The sequence below is a fragment of the Natrarchaeobius halalkaliphilus genome (assembly GCF_003841485.1).
Taxonomy (GTDB): Archaea; Halobacteriota; Halobacteria; order Halobacteriales; family Natrialbaceae; genus Natrarchaeobius; species Natrarchaeobius halalkaliphilus.
Map to the genome: position 1 here is coordinate 484,057 of NZ_REFY01000001.1, position 18,662 is coordinate 502,718.

The window sequence follows — 18,662 nt, forward strand, 5'->3', positions numbered from 1 at the left end:
TTTCTCCCTTGCACACGATTGTCGTGGTATGCAGGCATCCATCGACGCGGTCCGCGTCGCGGGGACCCAACAGGGACCGGTTCCGGTAGTCGTCCTCGAGGTCGACGGCGAGGACGACGTCGTCCCGATCTTCATCGGGTTCAACGAAGCCACCAGCATCGCCCGCGGTCTCGAGGCCGAGGACATCGGTCGACCGCTGACGCACGACCTCTTGCTCGACGTGATGGAAGAACTCGGGAGCCGAATCGACCGCGTCGTCGTCACCGAGATCGAAACCCGCGACGACGGTCACGGCGGCACCTACATCGCCGATCTCCACGTCCAGACGCCGCGCGGCGAGACCGTCATCGACGCGCGCCCGAGCGATTCGCTCGCGCTGGCCGCGCGGACGAACGCCGCGATCGAGGTCTCGTCCGACGTCTTCGAGAACGGCCGAGACGACAGCGAGAAGTTCGAACAGCTGGAAGATATCCGCACCGTCTCCGGTGAACGTTAGATGCAAGACATACTCGAAGAGCTGTTCGACGTTATCGAAGATCGCAAGGAAACGCTGCCCGAAGACTCCTATACGGCCTCGCTGTTCACGCACGAAAAGGGCGAGAACGCCGTCCTCGAGAAACTCGGAGAAGAGTCGACCGAGCTCGTACTGGCCGCCAAAGACGACGACCACGACGAAATCGCATACGAATCCGCCGACATCGTCTATCACCTGCTCGTCTTGCTCTCGATGAAAGGAATGGACATAGAGGATCTCGAAGCGGAACTCGAAGCGCGCCGGTAGTCCGTACCGAACCGGTCGGGATCTCGACTGACCGTCGCGGGACTCGCCTCGAGCCTTGCACTCGCTCGGCCCAGGTTGATGGCTGCGATCAGTGTGGGGCTATCCGATGGCGCTCCAACGGATCGACCACGCCGACGACCACATGCAACGATGTATCGACAACTGTCTCGAGGCGGCACAGGTCTGTGAGTGGTGTGCCGACGCCTGCGCCGACGAGGAGGGAATGGCCCGCTGTATCCGGCTCTGTCGCGACGTGGCGGACGTTACGACGCTTCACGCGCGGTGGATGGCGCGCAACTCGGGCTATCACCGAGAGCTGGCGGCGATCTGTGCGGACCTCTGCGAAGAGTGTGCTGAGGAGTGCGAACGACACGATCACGACCACTGTCAGGCCTGTGCGGACGTGCTCCCCGACTGCGTCGAAACCTGTCGCGAAATGGCGTCAACCTAGAGCCGCGAGTTTTCGCTTCGAGCGGACTACAATCCCGTCGGGACATCGAGAAACGTCGTTTCGAGTCCCCACTCCTCGACCAGGCGCTGAAGCGATCGAACGCCGAACGTCTCGGTGGCGTAGTGGCCGGCCAGGACGACCGTAATGCCGGCTTCTCTGGCCTCGTGAAAGACCTGCTGTTTGCCCTCGCCGGTCACCAGCGCGTCCGCGCCGACGTCCGCGGCCTCCGCGAGCCAATCGGTGCCGCTTCCGGTGACGACCGCGACGTCTTCGACCTCCTCGGGGCCGAACTCGAGGAGACGAACCGGCTGATCGCCGGTGTCCAGTTCGGACTCGAGTCGGTCGCGCAACGCCGTCGGCGCGTAAGGCGCGGGTGCGCGACCCCGCTGGCCGATGTGCTCGGGGCCGAGTTCACCGAACGGCGCTCGGTTCTCGAGTTCGAGGACGTCCGCGACCCCGGCGGCGTTGCCCAGTCGCTGATGGCCGTCGAGTGGGAGGTGTGAGACGTACAGCGCGAGGTCGGATTCGATCAGCGCGGCGACGCGGTCGTACGTGCCGTCGGTCACCCGATCGAACCCACCCCAGGAGATGCCGTGGTGAGTCACGAGCGCGTCCGCACCGACGTCGGCCGCCCGCTCGAACGTCTCGAGGACGCCGTCGACGGCGAAGGCGACGTGCTCGACGGTTCCCTCGGCCGGGCCGATCTGCAGTCCGTTCGCGCTGGCGTCCAGCTCCGCGTAGTCGTCGTGACACAGCGTCTCGTCGAGTCGATCGACGAACGTCGAGAGTTCCATGTGTCCGGATTGGCCCGCCGACGGTATGTATCCTGTCGGTTCGGACACGACCGGGATCGAAAACTCGCAGTCGCGATCGACCGAGTCGGGGCTGCTCGACCGAGCGCGTCAGTCGGCGGCGCTGGCGTAAACGAACTCCCGGGCCAACTTGCCGGCGAGCGACGCGGCCTGACCGTCGTCCCGATCGTTGACTTCGACGGCGTCGAACCCCGCCGCACGGGAACCGACCCGTCGGACGACGTCGCGCATCTCCCGCGGCTCGAGGCCGAACGGCTCCATCGTCCCGGTTCCGGGCGCGTACGCCGGATCGGCACCGTCGATATCGACGCTCAGGTAACACGTCCGGGAGCCGACTCGCTCCGCGATATCGACGGCTCCGACGTCCTCGGGGGCGATCACCGTCACGTCGTCGCCCGCCGCTCGCCCCCACTCGTCTTCGCTACCGGTCCGAGCGCCGACGATGATCGCCTCCTCGACGGCCGCGACGTCCTCGAGAACTCGACGGGTCACGCAGGCGTGTGAGAGCCGATTGCCGTCGTACTCCTCGCGGAGATCGAGGTGAGCGTCCAGACAGACGAACACCTCGGGTTCGACGGCTCGCACGCCGGCGAGCGATACCGTGTGTTCCCCGCCGAGCGTCACCGGGACGGCGTCGTCCCAGACGACGTCGCGAAGCGTCCCCGCGAGAAACTCGAGATAGGCGTCGGCGTCGTCCCACGCGTAGACGTCGCCGTGGTCGACGACGCCGAGATCCGAAAAGTACTGGTCGGTTCGACGGTCGTAATCGTCGAACGTCTCCGCGTACGTCCTGATACGCCGGGGGCCGAACCGGGTCCCCGGCTGAAAAGTCGTCGATACGTCCAGGGGCGCACCGACGACCACGAAGTTCGCGTCCTCACGATCGGATCGACCCGATGCGTCGGTCACCTCGCGTTCGTCGATCGCCCCCGGAAACATTAGAGGATCTTTCGCTGGTCTTCCATCTCGAGGAATTCGATCTCGTCGTCGGGCGAGACGTCCTCACCGTCGGGGATGCGCATCGTGATCGTCTCGTAGGTCTCCAAGTCCATGATCTGCATGTCGTCGCCGTCGACCGAGACGACCTGACCCTGCTTTCGCTCGATGATCGGCACCCAGATCTTCGCGTCGACCGGCTGTGAGAACGACCGCTTCTTGCCGTCGAAGACGCCCCGCGCCTCGACGCGAGCCTTCGCACTGCCGTGTTTGCCCGGCTTCGCCGTCGAGTAGGCGTCGATCCGGCAGGCCGCATCGTCGATCATTACGTAGCTCCCCTCCTGGAGATCGCGAACTTCGTTTTGCTGTTTCGCCATACCCCGCAGTAATCAATCGAGGGCCATAAACTGATTGGATCACTCGAGAACGGTACGATCCACCGAGACGGACTGCTGTCCCCGTTTTCGGATACAATCGCGTGCTGTGCGAGAGTTGTACCGACGCTTGTGACGGCAGTCCGTCCGAAACGGACCGGCTGTGAACGGACGGACCGGCCACGACTCGAGGAATCGGCTCGCAGACGCTACGAAACCGCTTGCATCGACCGCATCCCTTTCGAAAGGGCTTTAATGGCGACGGGGCTACGGTGAGATGAGTCCTGGTAGGGTAGTGGACTATCCTCTTGGCTTGCGGAGCCAGGGACCGGAGTTCAAATCTCCGTCAGGACGCTACGGGCTACGCCCGTCCTGCAGTTTTCGGCTGTGTCACGACGTGATGAAAAGTCATGACGCAAGCCAAGTACATAATTCGAAACCGACGAACAGTCCGCCCTCTTGCGATTTCGGGTAACTGTCAGACCAGGCAAACAACCCTACGCAGTACGGCGGTTCTCGACTGGAAGCCAAGGACAAGGGTTCTCGAATGAGCGAGAATCCAAACGAAATCGAAGGCATCAAACTCGTTCCCGAACCCACTCGAGAGATTCTCAGCGATCGCCAACAGATCGACTACACGGATCACCGGGAACAGTTCATTGACTGGTTACTTGTATTCGGCAAGAACCCCGCACAAGCGGACGGCTACGCACGCGCGACAACAAAGAATTCCGCTGAACGCCTCGATCGCTTCTACCGTTGGGTGTGGAGCGAGTTCGGGGGCTACACGACCGATATAACCCACGATCACGCGGACGCCTACGTGAAGGATCTCGCGCGCAAAGACGAGGGTAACTACTCCCGAAACAATACCCAGAGTTCCCTCAAACGGCTGTTCAAGTGGCAAAAGCACGAGCGCGGTGGCGAGCTGTGGGACCCCGAGATCGTCTTCTCGGAGCCGTCAGGAACCGGGGAGCCGCGCGACTACCTCACTCGGGAAGAACGCAGTAAGATCCGTGAGGCCGCGTTTGAGTACGGTTCTATCCCATCCTACAACAACCTCTCCACTACCGAACGCGATACGTGGAAAGCATACCTCGCACAGCGTCTCAGCAAACACAAACGGGATGTGACTGCCGATGATTGGGATCGAGCGAACAGCTGGAAGTTCCCCAGTCTGGTCTGGACAAGTCTTGACGCCGGACTACGACCGATCGAAGTCAAACGCGCTCGAACATCGTGGGTGGACATAGACAACGCCGTGCTACGGATTCCACGCCAGGAGAGTTCCAAGAACGACGGTAACTGGACCGTCAGCCTCCAGGAACGTACCGCAAAAGCGCTCGATCGATGGTTAGTGGAGCGCGAGCAGTACGACCTGTACGCGGACACAGACGCGCTCTGGCTGACCCGGTTCGGAAATCCTTACGAGACCAGTTCTCTCCGTCAGGTGTTGAAAAAGCTCTTTGAGATCGCTGGCATTCCCGCTGAAAATCGGAAAGTGTCGTGGTACATTATCCGCCATTCTGTCGGAACTTACATGGCCCGCGAGGAAGGCTTAGCAGCCGCTCGAGCGCAACTCCGTCACAAGTCGGTGCGAACTACTGCTCGGTACGATAACGCGCCTCCAGAGGATCGAAGGGATGCTCTGGACAGGATGGGTTGAATACAGCGGGAAGGGGCGCACCATCCCTCTTGCATAAGAATAGGGAGTATTGTTATCTTCTAACGCTTCGTGATTATACTTTCACTCTGCCATCAATGGACATTTTATATCAGTCGTAGAATTTCTGGTTATGCGACGTAACAAGGGAGCTATGAATTACGCAACAGGAATGGCAACCTCACCATATAGTCTTAAAAACATGTACATCTATGGGGGTTCGATTATGACATTATTTACGTTTTTCTTGGGTTTGCTGGTAAGACAGGATCTCGCAGAGGCATTGATTTACATGGTGGAGAATTATGCTCTCATGCTACTCCCACTTCGGTGGCCAGTTAACGAGATCATAGCTGCAGACACTGTTTCAGAATTTATTTTTTCTCACCTTCTCACTATCTCACTCGGGTTGTTTGTTGCAACGATAAAATATCGAATGAGCGTTAGATACTGACCAGCGAAAACTGGACGCGCCACTCTACCCACTTCTTGTTGACAACAATGATTTGTACCAGTGGCTAATTTGTTCACTCGAGAAGCGCCATCAGAGGATCGCAAGGAGACTCTGGATCTGATTGGGTGAATACAGCGGGAAGGCGCACACCATTACGGCCGCTTCTCGCTGATTAAAAGATACTGTTCCCCCTATTCCGGGGCCATGGATCTGTTGAATAGCATTGTCTACGGAACAATTGCTTACTACACCTGCGAAGCGGGCCTTGGAATTATATCTTCTTTTCGTAGTGTCTGACAAGTTATGCTGAATAGAGTGTGCGGATGTGGCACTCAGATGTTGGCAGAAACAGCGTACAAGAACGAGAGGTTACAAGCAACACAGGCCAGAATATTCAATAGGTGAGATGATTTTTATTCAAGCGGATGGTGTATCCGTTCTCGTCACCGAATGGCTACGAAGAACGTCTCAACCAGCAGTTTTCTGGATACATCAATTATAGCCTACAGATCAGTCCAGAGCTTCTCAATAGTCTCCACGAAGATTTAGATATGTCGTTTTCAGAGGAGGCGACCGTCGTCGCTCATCAGAACTCACCGCTACCACGATATACTGAAAGTGGACCCGACCGAGAGATTGACTGGGTTATTGCTGACAGAGACAAACTCGTTGGCTATGAGTCGAAGTATGGGGACTCTCTCAGTAGTAGTCAGTTGCAAGATGAACTCGAAAAGTTAGAGTTAAACGCAGAAGGGCGGGATTTTGTACTAATCACCGTTACTCCGCACACGACACCACCACGGATTATTGGCCGATTTGAAAACGACCCCGTCCACTGGATAAGCTGGTTCAGCATCTCTCGACGGCTCCATCAAATTAAAGAGGCCGAAATTCAATCAGAACAACGCCCTATCCTCAGGATGTTGCAGGACCTTTTCGAGGCAGAAGATATGCACCCGTTCACAGGCTTCGATCACCATGATAAGTTACAGTATCGATACTTCATCAGGGACCTTCGTCAAGAACTGGTCCAAACAGAACTCGAAAACCCTGGAAAGGTGAATACCTCATCGACAAAAGATCCAGAACCGTCCTCGTGGAAACGACTCGTACCGAAACGGCTTGATGTACCGTTCGTTCGAGAATCCCGTGAAGATACTTGGAAACGCAGCCGGTCCTACCTGACGGCAACCGTGGATACGGAAACCCATGGGGTCCATGCTGGAATCGTGTTTAATCTCAGGGAAATTAAATCTCACCGCAATTACGTCGCTAATTCACTGGAGGATCTTATCGAATATGCGGCCGACAGGGATTTGCAACTCTGGGCTTCAATGAACAGCCTCAATCAGTGGAAGGTTGGCGTCCCGAGGACAGATGACCCAGCTGAGATGCGAAGTTGGCTCGAAGATGGAAATAAGAATGCTGTGAGAGTCAACGGGACAAATTTCAAGAAGGCGATTTTTGTTAATGAGTGTTCAGCCTCCAAGCCTTCTGCAATCGTTCAAAAAGCTAAGAAAGAGCTGCTTAGACAATACGAGGACTTCTTAGTTTCCGATGAGCTGTACCCGTGGTCAACATTAGAGGAACACGAGTAGCTCCCGTATATTATACCGCCACTGAACCTCCTCCTTGTATTCATCACGACTCGAAAGACCTTAGCTGAGTCTAACAAAAACTCGGTGATCGGTAAGCACGCTTCTCTTTCGGATAGTTTAGAGGCAACTTGGCGGAATAAAGTAGGCGGCTGTGCTATATCCATACTCTGTAGTCAGTACGCAACTCTTGACAGTTACCGGATAGACCGATAACCCTGCTAATAACGTTCTCACCTGTACTGAAAGCCGAGATTCTGTTCCCCTCTTTCACTGAGGATCAACAGGCTATCTAACTTAGACTCTCAACATTGGTTAAGAGTCGATCAACGATACGCCTCCAGAGAACCGGAAAAGACGCTCTGGATATGAGGGGTTGAATACAGCTGGAAGCGGCGCGCTCTGGATTGTTTAGTTAACTATTGGATATATTGGCTGGTGGGGCCACAAGCGTTTAGAACAATTGGTCTCTCTTTGCGTTGTGTCCCAGGGAACCCCACTCCTTCGGTTCATTAAGGGGATGACTCTTGACGAATTGAATGCGATTCGACGCCGTTGCGATTGGTGTAATGTTCGGTCCTATGATGACAAATCAGACTTGGCAAAACGAATTCGAGACTCAATAAATCGGTCTGTTGATAGCGGTGCCCTGACCTACAGTGATGCCATGCGAGATATTCGTCTCCAAGTCCTCATACCGGGGCCAGAGACGATCGAAACCACGGTTCGACAAACTCTCTACGAGGCTCCGATCACAGACCCGACTGGCGATGTTCGATTAATCGAAGAATGGTTTTCAGCGCAACTGTACGGGGCCTTAAGCGCGAAAGTGTATGACCCGTATGAGGTATATCTCGAGTACGAAGTTAACAATCGAAGCCGTCATCAAGCCGATGTATATGTCAAACATGCTGAAGGCGGAGGAGATCTCCTTGTCGAAGTAAAACGGGACGGGGAAATCGAGAACGGTGAGGCGGTCAAACGCCAGATACGGAGATACCGTCGCCATATTGAGGGCCGATCAGATCTGGATCACGAAATGACCTATCTCTGTATTATCACTGAGAAAGATCGATCAGAGTGGGATCCAAATGAAATGGTTCTATCCGACTTTTTGGAGGTTCCCGATACGATCGACAATATTGAGTCCGAGATCGAGGATCTGGAATTAGTGATAACGACAATAGAATAGCTATGCTATCATGCCCGCTTCTTGCTGATACCGATAAGCCGTACTATCAATAACTGAATGAGTGGATCCAGCAGGTGACTGACGACCCATTACTTACCTGTTTGGCGGCCTGTCGAACAAACAATGCCACCAGTAGATTTCCGACAATCTCAGTCGGATATTGACTCTGGCCACCCGGCCATCCATTGCAATGAGTGCCAGTCTGCTCTCCAATCTGATAGCCAGCAGGCCGTTTCGTTTCTCTTACTGGATCAACTCACGATTCCGATTGTAAGCTGTGATGACCACCTCGAGCGGTTTGCCTCCGTCTGTGGGTTGACCACCGAAGACACGGCGACGCTCCTGGACCATCGACCAGCTGGCGGGATCTGTTGCCCTGGCTGTCGCCTCGCACGGTACAATGCCGCCCAACCAATGGTACCAGTCGAAGAAGGGGCGATCGTCGCGATGGCATGCCCAACTCACCAGACAGAGATCGTCCAGCGGTTCCACACTGGACTCGAAACACAACACCACCTATCATCTGATGTTAGTTCATTGTAAGTCCTGGATGAATTCGGAAACACGAACCCGGAAAACCAGGCGATGTTCATATATGTATCAGCATTATTACTGCCAGTTATCCCCTAATACCACCCGTTTCCGATTACGACGTAACTCGCGATTGGAGAGTTAATCTGAGTATATATCGTATATTTAAAATTCCAAACCCGGTCCAGCTTTCGCCTTTTGAATAAACTCCCGAGAGTTTGATTGCTTTTCATGTTCCAACCTGATCAATCTTGTTTAAAGAATACTGACTTTCAGTAGACAATAGTGTTAATACGTTACTCCTCGTTTGAGATAGAGGGAACAAGCGGCTTCTTCGGACACAGCTCATCAGAGAGCTAATAGCGTATTTTTCTCCCCGAATCGTCTTGCACGATCGGAATAGCAAGCACAAGAAGATAGAATGACTACAGAAAATTCATCCGACAATCTCGATCGCCTACTCAACAAACGCTGTTCTGAAGATCCTTACCGACTGCCTCATGAGAAAGAGACCGGAATCCACCTCAAAGGAGACGAAGACCATATCTCCGTAACTTCCTTCAAAGAAGTGGTCTACGGAAAGTTGCTCCGACGACCTGACTTTGATCTGGACCAGCTTATTATCCAAGACGTGGACGGCCGCGAGTACACGGTGGACTCACTCGAGGAAGTTCTTGCAGACCCCGCTGTGCAGATCGTTGGTGCCAACGGGAAGCTTCCCGCCGGTGCCTTGTCGATCAGGAAACCTCGAAACAGCGACTCACATGCAAGAATCGTAGCGTAGTACGAGTATCTTGTATCGGAATTGTACCAGTATCAGTTGCAATAGGGTTGGTATCAGTCTCTCTCCCAGTTTGCTATTGATACAAAGTCTGCCACAGTCTTTGTAGACAGTACTCCTACAACCCTTTTCCCACTAAGTTATGTTGCGAAAATCGCCATACTGCGGATTGGTGTGGAGATCCCGATCCTTATTCACTTATAAATAATATAGGCCGTCTTCGAGCTACCACTGCCAGAGTATTGACCAGCGAGAAGCGGCGCGTTCTCGTTAAAAAAGCCTTCAATTACAAACCAAATAGAATCATGTCCGTAAAACCTGAATCAACGTCCAGTACATCAACCGCGATTGTCTACGATTTGAACAAGATCCAGTGCGTCCAGTACGGGTTTCCCGAGGACAAGGGACCTCACCGCTCCCCAAAACTCCGCACAATCTTCGAACCTGTTCCAGAGAACGCCACCATTGTCAGTCCGATATATGGTCTGACTCGAGATCAGTACAATCGGCAGCATGCAGACTGGCGTAAAACAGGCTATCAGGTGAACGGAGATTATAATTCAATTGCCACGAAACTTCAAGATGAGTGTGAAGCCGAGGATCAGGTTCTCTACCCGATCCACATCGAGAGCGATGAGTTGCAGAGGGTAGGCCCCAAAGTTCTTACAGATTGGTTCCGAGAGTTCGTCGAAGACCATCTTGAGGTCCCGTTCCGGAGCTGTACGCAGTACTTTTCGGGAAGCCGATCAATTCACATCCACGTTCCTCGCTTCGTCTCAGGCGAGCGGCAACGCGAGAGACTCAAGCAGCAAGCCGAAAAATTCTGTGAGGACACCGGAGCCAAATTGGACTGTTGCATCTATGGTCGAAAGCGGCTCTTTCGGCTTCCCGGTGTCGAACACGAGAAAACTGGGGTTCCAAAGGTCGAGTTCGACGGTGAATGGGATGATTCCCAGATGTGCAAATTATACCAGAAGGCTACACCAGATGTTCCCGAATCATATGAAGCCGTCCTGCGTCATGTATTCGTCAAAGACTCGCTGACGATCGGCACGGTATCACAGGCTGCATACACACCCCAGGATCTGTTTCAGGTGCTTGATAGCGACAAGACGATACTTGAGTTCGGATGTGATAAAAAGTCCATAGAGACGCCCCTGATTGAGCTGCAAGAGCCGCCGAACGAGGCCAGCACCAGCGAAATGAAACAGTGGTTGATGTGTAATGCCAAAGAGTTCTCACCGTATGCGCTTGCTGACGGCAATTTCCGGAGTGTCGCGGCGTTAAAAATAAAGGGAACGCCGTTCGCCAGGAAAGAGGTAACAGCTGGAAACTCCAGCCGTCCGGTTCATGCTCTTATTCCGGCATATTTTTATGGAGCGCAAGGCTGTGCCGGTGAAAAGTTCACGAAAGCTGACGAACACGCGCCGCTCCAACTCTCGAAGGGGAAAGGAAAAGACTACGATAAATGGACAAGTAGCAAATTCGTCCCAGGGGACAATATCGTCATAATTGGTGGAAAAAGTAGAAGTTCTAAAATTCACTCTGTCAAGTCATACCAGGCGATCGCCGTAGGCAATATATTGACCGGCGAGAACGGAAGCCGTGACAAGGCGCTTGAATATCTGGAAAATGAGGGCTTCGACATTGGATCTGCTGGGAGAACCGAGCCGAGATCTTTGACAAGGGAACTTGCGAAATCGAGGGGATACTCTGAGTCGGGGCCACGCAGTATGGAACTAACCAAAGCTCAGAAATTCAAGCAGCAGGCCGAACGAGACGGTATCCAATCGCTATCTCCCGAAGAGCGTTTTCAAGTTGCCTGTCGCCTCCTATTGAGAGGCTGGCAACCAGCATGGGACTGGTTCAAGGAACAGTTCGGCTCCGAATTCAAACCGGATGTAACACGAACTTATTTCACAAGTATCGTCAACAGGTGGCCTGAGTACGATCACGTCCAAATACCGACGATATAAAACTGACCTCGGCGCTCCCCTTCCCGCTGGTGTCAAAAGTGGGATTTTCTCGCCGCGTGTCGGGCACTGAGCCATCCAAATTGTCTCTATGACTCATAGCACTCAGAATACCTGAAGACGCGTTGTTCGTGTTCAGATTTTCCCGAGTCATAGTACAGACAATATCTGGCTACTCGCTGTTTCCCCCAGACCCCCTTCGTCTGTATTCAGTATCAGTTACCAGTGTTCCCTCTCAGGGTCGTGTACAGTGTCCCCTATCGGTTGTGTTACCCATAAAAAAACCAACTATGTTATGGTGCGAGAACCGACACACTGCGTCGGGTTCAGTGTGTTGAACCCGCGATGAGTATATAAATAGAAAATCTTACCGTCTAACAATTGGAGACCGACTTTTGACTGTCCCCGGTTATTCCCTTTCGGGTAGCCTACAGCTGGCTGCTACACCTTGTGAGAGGCGAAAAAAGTCACCAGTTGAACAAACAGAGACTGCCATTGAGCGAAACGAGACCGCTGTCACAGATCTTCTTTCGAGAAAATCAACTGAGTGCTATTCGCTTCCAGCCACTCTGCGTGCTTCTTGTACTCTGGATCATGTTCTGCAACCAGTGACCAGAACTCCTCCGAATGGTTTGACTCACGGAGGTGAGCGAGTTCGTGGACGACAATGTAATCAATTACGTCTTGCGGGGCCATCATTAGTCGCCAATTCAATCCGAGGGTTCCCGTTGTTGAGCAACTCCCCCATTTAGTGCGTTGGTTCCGGATCTCGATCTGTTCGTATTCGACCCCCATCTCCGCTGCATATTGATCGGCCCATTCCTCAAACCACTCTCGAGCCTTCCGCCGATACAGTGTTTCCAGAGCGCGTTTCACTGACGTATCTTCGACGTGGTGCTTTGCCAATAGAAGTGTACCATCAGCAACGTCGGATGATGGACGCTTTTCGACTACGACTTCGTGTTGCTCCCCAAGATATGGAAACGTCTCACCCTCGTTGAACCGGCGTTCCGGAACCTGCTTCCGGTATGAATCGTACTTTCGATTCTTCTCGAGGACCCATGCCGCATTCTCTCGAAGTAGCTCTGGTGGTCGAGTCTCCCCGGAATCCGGGATGACAACTGTGACTCCGTGTATGTCTACGTCTATTCGTGGCTCGGTTGCTTCGGAGCTGCAGCGGACAGTGTACTCAATGCTGTTTCCCAACAGCTCAATCTCTCGAGATTCTGGGTCAGCCATGATTCTGCACGAGGTAGCCCCGAACAGTATCTACGAATTCGTCGTTAATCAGCTGACTGCAATCGTGGTTCACAACCAGTACATCCAACAGGATGTGTTCGATCTCAGAGATCGTCTGCTGGTTCGTCTTCCATCCGTTGTAATCACGATCGACCCGATCGCGGAACTGTGAAACGATTTCGCCTGCGATCGCTTCGGCGTGTTCCTCGGAATCGGTCGCGTCAGGCGTTTCCTCTGTGAGATGGGTATAGATCGCGAACTTGGCTTCCTCCATCCCTTGCTCCTCGGCTTCTTCTTCGACTCCCAATATCTCGTCTTCGACCGATTTCAGTGCTTCGACGGCTTCTGGGTCGCTTATTTCGTCTCCCTGCCAACGTTCGACTACGTCCGTGACACGCTCGCTGAGACGCTTGTAGCGCGGGTTTTGGTTCTCCCGAGGGTGCAAGTGTTCACGAGTTGCGTGGGCGATCTGAGACGCTTTCACGCCGGGGTTGTCTAATCCTTCTACGTCTTCGAGGTATTCTTCGCCGAGTTTGTACGTCGGAAAGTCTCGCTTGATCTCCCCGATTTCGACGTGATTCTCAATAATGTCGCGGGTCTTCTCGCGCATATCGTTTTCAGGGGCATCGTCGCCCGCTGTCGTGCGCTTGAACGCGACTTGAATCCGATTGAGCCATTTGTACTGGCGGTCGATCCCCTCGCTGACGAGGCGTCCATCAGGTGCAACAGCTTCGTAGAGATTTTCGAGCCGTCGGAAGCCCTGCTTGAACTCGCGGCGTTCCGGATGCGTACTGATCCGCTCGACGGCTTCGTAGGTTGCTTCTTGGGTGTCGTCTTTCGGAATTCCATCGAAGATACCCATGACCATCTCCACCTGGTCAACGAGGTCGTCGAACAGCTCATCCTTGTCACGGGCAGCGTAGGCTTTCGTCTCGGCGTCGTAGTCGAGTGCCTCGTCGATGTTCTCGAAGACGCCCTGGAAGTCCACGATCTCACCGTTCTCTTTGCCATCGGCAGGCCGGTTCGTTCGCGCGATCGCCTGCATGAGATTGTGGTTCTTCAGGTTCCGATCCAAATACATCGTTTTCAAAATCGGAGCATCGAAGCCCGTTAACAGCATGTTGTGGACGACCAGCAGTTTCGGTGTCGTCGTTTCGGCTTCCTCGTCGGTCTGTTTGAACGCTTTGACGATCTGATCGCGTTCTTCGGAATCTGTGTGGAACTGCTTGATCAGATCAGGATCATCGTTGGTCGCTGTGTAGAGAACTTCAACATCGTCCTCGCCACGTTTTTCGATGAGTCGCTCGCCGTACATCGCTGCTGATTCACGACTGGGTGTGACGACCATCCCCTTCCAGCTGTTTGGCGCAACGTGTTCGTCGTAGTGCTGATCGATTTCTTCGACGGCCCGATCGACTCGCGGTTCGATTTGTGCGAGTTCAATTGCAGTAACGCTTTGCCGGATCAGTTCACGTTTTTCGTCCGTCGTCTTGCCACGGAACTCGTGTTCGAACCGCTCATCAAGCCCCGCCTCGTCGATGTTCCACTCCATCTCGTGTCTGAGCGTGAAGTACACAGGGAGAATCAGGCCGTCATCAATGCCCTGTTTGACCGAGTAGCGGTGCAGATAGTCCTCGCCTTCAGGACAGAACTCGCGTAGTGTATTGCGTTTCGCCAGTTCCTTTGCATCGGATGCGTTGCGTTTTCCCTCTTGAACTGGTGTGCCGGTAAACCCGAAGTGGGAGGCCCCTTCGAGTGCACTGTCAAGCCGACTGCCAAGTCCGCCCTCCATGAATCGGTGGGCTTCGTCGGACATGACGATCGCCTCATCGTTGCCCTGTACGTCCGGATCGACGCTCTCGAATTTATGGATTGTCGTCAGAACAAGTTGGCTCTGGCCGTCCTCGATGAGTTCCTGAAGGTGATCGATGCTCTCGGCTTCCGTCCACTGCTCGAGAGTGAGGTTCGCCAGCTGGTCCCGCATCTGGCTGTTGAGCTTGTCCGTATCGACGATGATGAACACCTGTGGGTTACTGGCTACGTCGCGTGAGAGCAGGTTCTCAGCTGCGTAGAGCATCGTGAACGACTTGCCGGACCCCTGGGTGTGCCAGATCAGCCCCTTCTTGTGGATACCGTCGCGGACGCGATCGAGGATCGCATTCACGGCGTAGTACTGCATATAGCGCGGGACGATCTTCGCGTCACCGCCAGCTCGTCGCTCGTAGAAAACGAAGTTCTTCAGCAGATCGAGGATCGTTTCGGGGTTGCACAACGCCTGTATCGCCTGCTTGTTCTCGTTGTCCTCGGCGTACTCTGGAGGTGCGTCGTTCCACGGTTCGTAGAACTCCTTCGGTGCGCCAACGGCTCCGTAGCGCAGTTCCATCGTGTCGGCAGCGACGTTGAACAAGCCGGGGGTAAACAACCGGGGTATGTCGTCCTCGTAGGCCAAGAGATCCCTGACGGCGTCGTGCCAGTCGTTATCCTGCGTCGTCCCTTTCAGTTCCATCGTCACGATCGGAATCCCATTGACGAACAGGTTCACGTCCGGCCGGATCGTCGTGCCTCGAGAGACGGAGAACTGATTCACAGCGTGGAAAAGGTTGTTCTCGAGTACCTCGTGATCGATCAGATCGACGTAGACCGTCTCGGTTGAGCCGTCGTTGCGCTGGACCGAGAACGTCTTGCCCTTCGTGAGCAGCTGGTGGAACTCGCGGTTGCCATCCATCAGGTTCTCGGCATCGAGATCGCGTTTGAGCGAGGAAATGAACTTCCCGACGTTATCCTCGGTAATTTCGTCGTTGAGTGAGATCACCTGTTCGGCCAGCAGGTTCCAGTAGACGACCTCGTTGCTTCGGCGATCATAAGCGTCGTCGAGAACGTTCGCACCTCGACCACCGTCTTGACCGTGCGTTTCCCATCCGATGCCGTCGAGCCATGCGAGTAGCGATCGTTCGACTCCGGCTTCGGACGGGATGCTAACCATGTTGTGCGATTTCGTCGGGCACCGCTATGTTAGTGTCGGCCGTTCTTACTGTTCCCGAAAGGAGGTCTTGCATAAGACCTTGCTTGAGGCATTGGAGGCGAGTTTTATATTGATGCTCTCTATCGATTGACTCCGTTATTGAGGAAACACTCTCGACAATTCGTTGTTGTTCCTCAATTGGTGGAACAGCGACTCTCAATTTCCTAAGTGCACCGAGGTTGAAGTGTTTTTGAGCCAGTCCCGCTTGGAAGCGATCTATTTGCTTTCTTCCTGCCCGCGAATTGATCCACATTGCGGCGTAGTGTGGGTCAAGGTTATCTCCTGGCGTTGAAATTAGCAGATCGGCACAGTTTGAACCATCAAACTCAGGTGAAACTACGCACGAAAGCCCAGGCTCTCCCGATCGAACCGTAATAACATCGCCTGCCTCTAATTGGCTATTCGAATTTTCTTCATTCGATTCTTGAGTCATATACTCAAAATCCCCATTAACGATGCCATCTCGAGAAATGTCTTTTGAGCGAAGAATGGGGACTTCTCCTGCTTCGTCATAGTACTGAGTAGGCTTGACAACGATACCAACTGAGGAATCCGAAATCAATTCACTGTATGGTTGAACAACCCAATCTTCCGGGACTTCATCAACCCAACTACTTTTGTATTCAATATTTTCCTCTGACCGTAACGACCCGTCCTCAAGAATCCCCCTTGAAAGCAAATCTTGCTCTGTTCCTCGTCGGACCATCTCCAATTTGTCAATGATTTCCTCGGTCTTCTCTATCGCTTGGTCAACGGTGTAGAGGATGGTGGCGATTTTGCGCTGTTCGGGGAGTGGTGGATATGGGATTAAGAGATTACCATACTCTTGGGCATTGATGTTTGGTTGTGCACCTGTTCGCTGTATTCTGGCAACCCAGCTGTCATAGTTCGGTGAATCTGTGTATTGATAGAGAAATTCTGGATTTGCCAAATCTGTATTTATATGGTGGTTTATAAGATACCCAGCATAAACACAGTCGCCATCCTGCTGGCGATACAAGTACGTCTTCCCGACAGACGCACCACTACGAGCGAATAGAAGGTTACCTTTTTTAAGTAGATACCCATCCGCTTTCTCTTTCGACAAACTAACTTTTGTATGTGATTTCAATCGGCCACGGGTGTTAATGTCTGTTATGCGGACATAACGTGGATTTCCGGGGTCAAAATCCTCCGCTGATTCAGCGGCCCCGTAGTTTGATTCATGTATAACATCTTTGAGCCTGACTTGTTGCCAGTCCTTAGGAATTTCTCCCAGGGAAGTCTCATCAAGGCTCGACCTCACCTCATCGGATTCTATCGAAGTACCTTCCGAGATTTCGTCAAGTGTCCGCTGTTCACTCATAGTTCAATGCCTCCATATGCTGACTCATCTGAGACTCGATCGCGTCCCGCTCATCTTGCAACTCACGCAATTTTGCCAGTTCCTCCTTTACGTTGATCTCCTCCTCGGGCTCAGTCGTATCCACGTAGAGCGCAATATTCAGGTTGTAGTCGTTCTCTTTGATCTCCTCGATCGACACCGTCCGACTCACACGCTCCTCGGTCGTCCAGTTGCGGAAGTTCTCGACGATGTGGTCGAGTCCCCCCTCGGTGAGTTCGTTCTGGTTCGATAACTCCTCGTAGAACGCTTCGTCGGCAGCGTGGATGAACTGCACCTCCCCCTCACGCTCGGCAGGCTTGTCAGTATTCAACACGAGGACAGCAGAGGGAATCGAGTTGTTTTGGAACAAATTCTCTGGCAGCCCAACGATCGCCTCGACCATATCCGCCTCCAGCATCGGCTTCCGATACCGACTTTCGTGCTTACGGAACAGCACACCGTGTGGAATGACTATCGCCGCCTTCCCGCCGTTTCCATCTTTTTCGGGCGTCTTCAACTGTTTCGCCATATGCATAATGAAGGCGAAATCACCCCGATCGGCTCGAGGCAGTTTCTCATGCCAGTCGAACCGGTCGTACGGATCGTCCTGTAGACCGTCCTTGTCCCAATTTGCCGAGAACGGGAAGTTGGCAAGAACCCGATCGAACCGCGTGAGTTCGTTGTCGTCCTCATTGGTGAACGCTGGGTTCGAAAGCGAATCCTCGCGCTCAATGGTCCCGTTCAATCCGTGAATAGATAGGTTCATTCTGGCGATCGCCGCAATATCGGGGTTGATTTCCTGGCCAGTGAACGTCAGCTTCGCAGGATCGCCGTCTTGTTCTTCGAGGTAGTACCGTGCGGCCTCAGTTAGCATCCCGCCGGAACCGACGGTGGGATCGTGGAAGGTGTGGCCGTCCTCAAACTCATCGACGAGTCGTACGCACAGGTTGACGATGTGGGGCGGCGTGAAGAACTGCCCGCCGGACTTGCCTTCTTCCTCTGCAAAGTGGCGCACCAGGTCCATGTACGCCTCTCCGAGCATGTCCGGCGGGATGCTGTCCCGATCGAGATCGTACTTGTTGAGGTGCTCAACCAGTTTGCCGAGCCGATCGTCGTCCAGTGCGTCGGCGTCAATGTAGTCCGCGCGAAAGAGACCCTTCAGGCTGGGGTTTTCTTCGGTCAATGCCTCGAACGCTTCGTTCAGAGCTTGGTCAACGTTGTCGCTAACCGATCGGAGATCGTCCCATAGGTAGCCCTCGGGAACAACTGGAATGTCGTAGAGGTTTTGTCGGCGAGCAAAGTCCTCGCCGTATTCGTCAACGTTCTCGGCGTACTGTTTCTCGAACTCGTCAGAGATCGACTTGTAGTAGACGAGTGGCAGGATATACTCCTTGTAGTCGGTCGGGTCAACGGCGTCCCGAATTATATCAGCACACTCAAACAGGTGTGATTCCAGTTTATCCGGCGAGAGAGTCATACCCAATCAAATTTATCC

General features: G+C 53.7%; 16 protein-coding genes and 1 tRNA gene. 10 read left to right on the top strand and 7 right to left on the bottom strand.

Going from position 1 to position 18,662, the window contains the following annotated elements; translation table 11 throughout:
• The first annotated feature begins 28 nt into the window (after positions 1-28).
• The 3 genes from EA462_RS02355 to EA462_RS02365 all read left to right on the top strand — a co-directional run bounded on the left by EA462_RS02355 (position 29) and on the right by EA462_RS02365 (position 1,232).
• Positions 29-496, top strand: a complete 468-nt coding sequence (locus EA462_RS02355) for a bifunctional nuclease family protein (RefSeq protein WP_124176956.1) — start codon at positions 29-31, stop codon at positions 494-496.
• Entirely contained in the window at positions 497-781 is a 285-nt protein-coding gene (gene hisE, locus EA462_RS02360; RefSeq protein ID WP_124176957.1) for a phosphoribosyl-ATP diphosphatase, read from the top strand.
• Positions 782-887: 106 nt separating this feature from the next.
• Positions 888-1,232 carry a four-helix bundle copper-binding protein gene (locus EA462_RS02365; protein ID WP_124176958.1) on the top strand — a complete coding sequence of 115 codons (345 nt, stop codon included), beginning with the start codon at positions 888-890 and terminating at the stop codon, positions 1,230-1,232.
• 26 nt (positions 1,233-1,258) lie between these two features.
• Here EA462_RS02365 and EA462_RS02370 read toward each other — a convergent pair whose 3' ends face one another.
• The 3 genes from EA462_RS02370 to EA462_RS02380 form a co-directional block, all read right to left on the bottom strand.
• On the bottom strand, positions 1,259-2,026 hold the full coding sequence (locus tag EA462_RS02370) for a Nif3-like dinuclear metal center hexameric protein (RefSeq protein WP_124176959.1): 768 nt from the start codon (positions 2,024-2,026) through the stop codon (positions 1,259-1,261).
• Positions 2,027-2,134: 108 nt separating this feature from the next.
• Complete coding sequence (speB, locus tag EA462_RS02375) at positions 2,135-2,983, bottom strand: agmatinase (protein ID WP_124176960.1); 849 nt, start codon at positions 2,981-2,983, stop codon at positions 2,135-2,137.
• Positions 2,983-3,357, bottom strand: a complete 375-nt coding sequence (locus tag EA462_RS02380) for a translation initiation factor IF-5A (protein ID WP_124176961.1) — start codon at positions 3,355-3,357, stop codon at positions 2,983-2,985. The genes speB and EA462_RS02380 overlap by 1 nt, the downstream gene beginning before the upstream one ends.
• Positions 3,358-3,635: 278 nt before the next feature.
• Here EA462_RS02380 and EA462_RS02385 point away from each other — a divergent pair.
• From EA462_RS02385 to EA462_RS02420, 7 genes are all read left to right on the top strand, one after another.
• Positions 3,636-3,708: transfer RNA gene (locus EA462_RS02385), tRNA-Arg, on the top strand.
• A gap of 193 nt (positions 3,709-3,901) precedes the next feature.
• Positions 3,902-5,020, top strand: coding sequence for a tyrosine-type recombinase/integrase (locus tag EA462_RS02390; RefSeq protein WP_124176962.1), 1,119 nt, complete (start codon positions 3,902-3,904; stop codon positions 5,018-5,020).
• A gap of 151 nt (positions 5,021-5,171) precedes the next feature.
• Entirely contained in the window at positions 5,172-5,471 is a 300-nt protein-coding gene (locus tag EA462_RS02395; RefSeq protein WP_124176963.1) for a hypothetical protein, read from the top strand.
• Positions 5,472-5,896: 425 nt separating this feature from the next.
• A complete protein-coding gene (locus tag EA462_RS02400; RefSeq protein WP_124176964.1) occupies positions 5,897-7,069 on the top strand; it encodes a hypothetical protein in 1,173 nt (390 codons plus the stop codon).
• 478 nt (positions 7,070-7,547) lie between these two features.
• On the top strand, positions 7,548-8,258 hold the full coding sequence (locus EA462_RS02405) for a hypothetical protein (RefSeq protein WP_124176965.1): 711 nt from the start codon (positions 7,548-7,550) through the stop codon (positions 8,256-8,258).
• 952 nt (positions 8,259-9,210) lie between these two features.
• Complete coding sequence (locus EA462_RS02415) at positions 9,211-9,573, top strand: hypothetical protein (RefSeq protein ID WP_124176967.1); 363 nt, start codon at positions 9,211-9,213, stop codon at positions 9,571-9,573.
• Positions 9,574-9,812: 239 nt separating this feature from the next.
• Positions 9,813-11,546, top strand: a complete 1,734-nt coding sequence (locus tag EA462_RS02420) for a hypothetical protein (protein ID WP_243641346.1) — start codon at positions 9,813-9,815, stop codon at positions 11,544-11,546.
• A 513-nt stretch (positions 11,547-12,059) separates the two neighbouring features.
• On the opposite strand, the gene EA462_RS02425 is transcribed toward EA462_RS02420, so the two are convergent.
• Genes EA462_RS02425 through EA462_RS02440 form a run of 4 tightly spaced genes read right to left on the bottom strand, consistent with a single transcriptional unit; the run spans position 12,060 to position 18,644 of the window.
• Positions 12,060-12,782 carry a M48 family metallopeptidase gene (locus EA462_RS02425; protein ID WP_124176968.1) on the bottom strand — a complete coding sequence of 241 codons (723 nt, stop codon included), beginning with the start codon at positions 12,780-12,782 and terminating at the stop codon, positions 12,060-12,062.
• Positions 12,775-15,765 carry a type I restriction endonuclease subunit R gene (locus tag EA462_RS02430; protein WP_124176969.1) on the bottom strand — a complete coding sequence of 997 codons (2,991 nt, stop codon included), beginning with the start codon at positions 15,763-15,765 and terminating at the stop codon, positions 12,775-12,777. The genes EA462_RS02425 and EA462_RS02430 overlap by 8 nt, the downstream gene beginning before the upstream one ends.
• Complete coding sequence (locus EA462_RS02435; RefSeq protein ID WP_124176970.1) at positions 15,758-17,149, bottom strand: restriction endonuclease subunit S; 1,392 nt, start codon at positions 17,147-17,149, stop codon at positions 15,758-15,760. Before EA462_RS02435 ends, EA462_RS02430 begins: the two co-directional genes overlap by 8 nt.
• Complete coding sequence (locus tag EA462_RS02440; RefSeq protein WP_124176971.1) at positions 17,142-18,644, bottom strand: type I restriction-modification system subunit M; 1,503 nt, start codon at positions 18,642-18,644, stop codon at positions 17,142-17,144. The genes EA462_RS02435 and EA462_RS02440 overlap by 8 nt, the downstream gene beginning before the upstream one ends.
• Positions 18,645-18,662 lie beyond the last annotated feature (18 nt).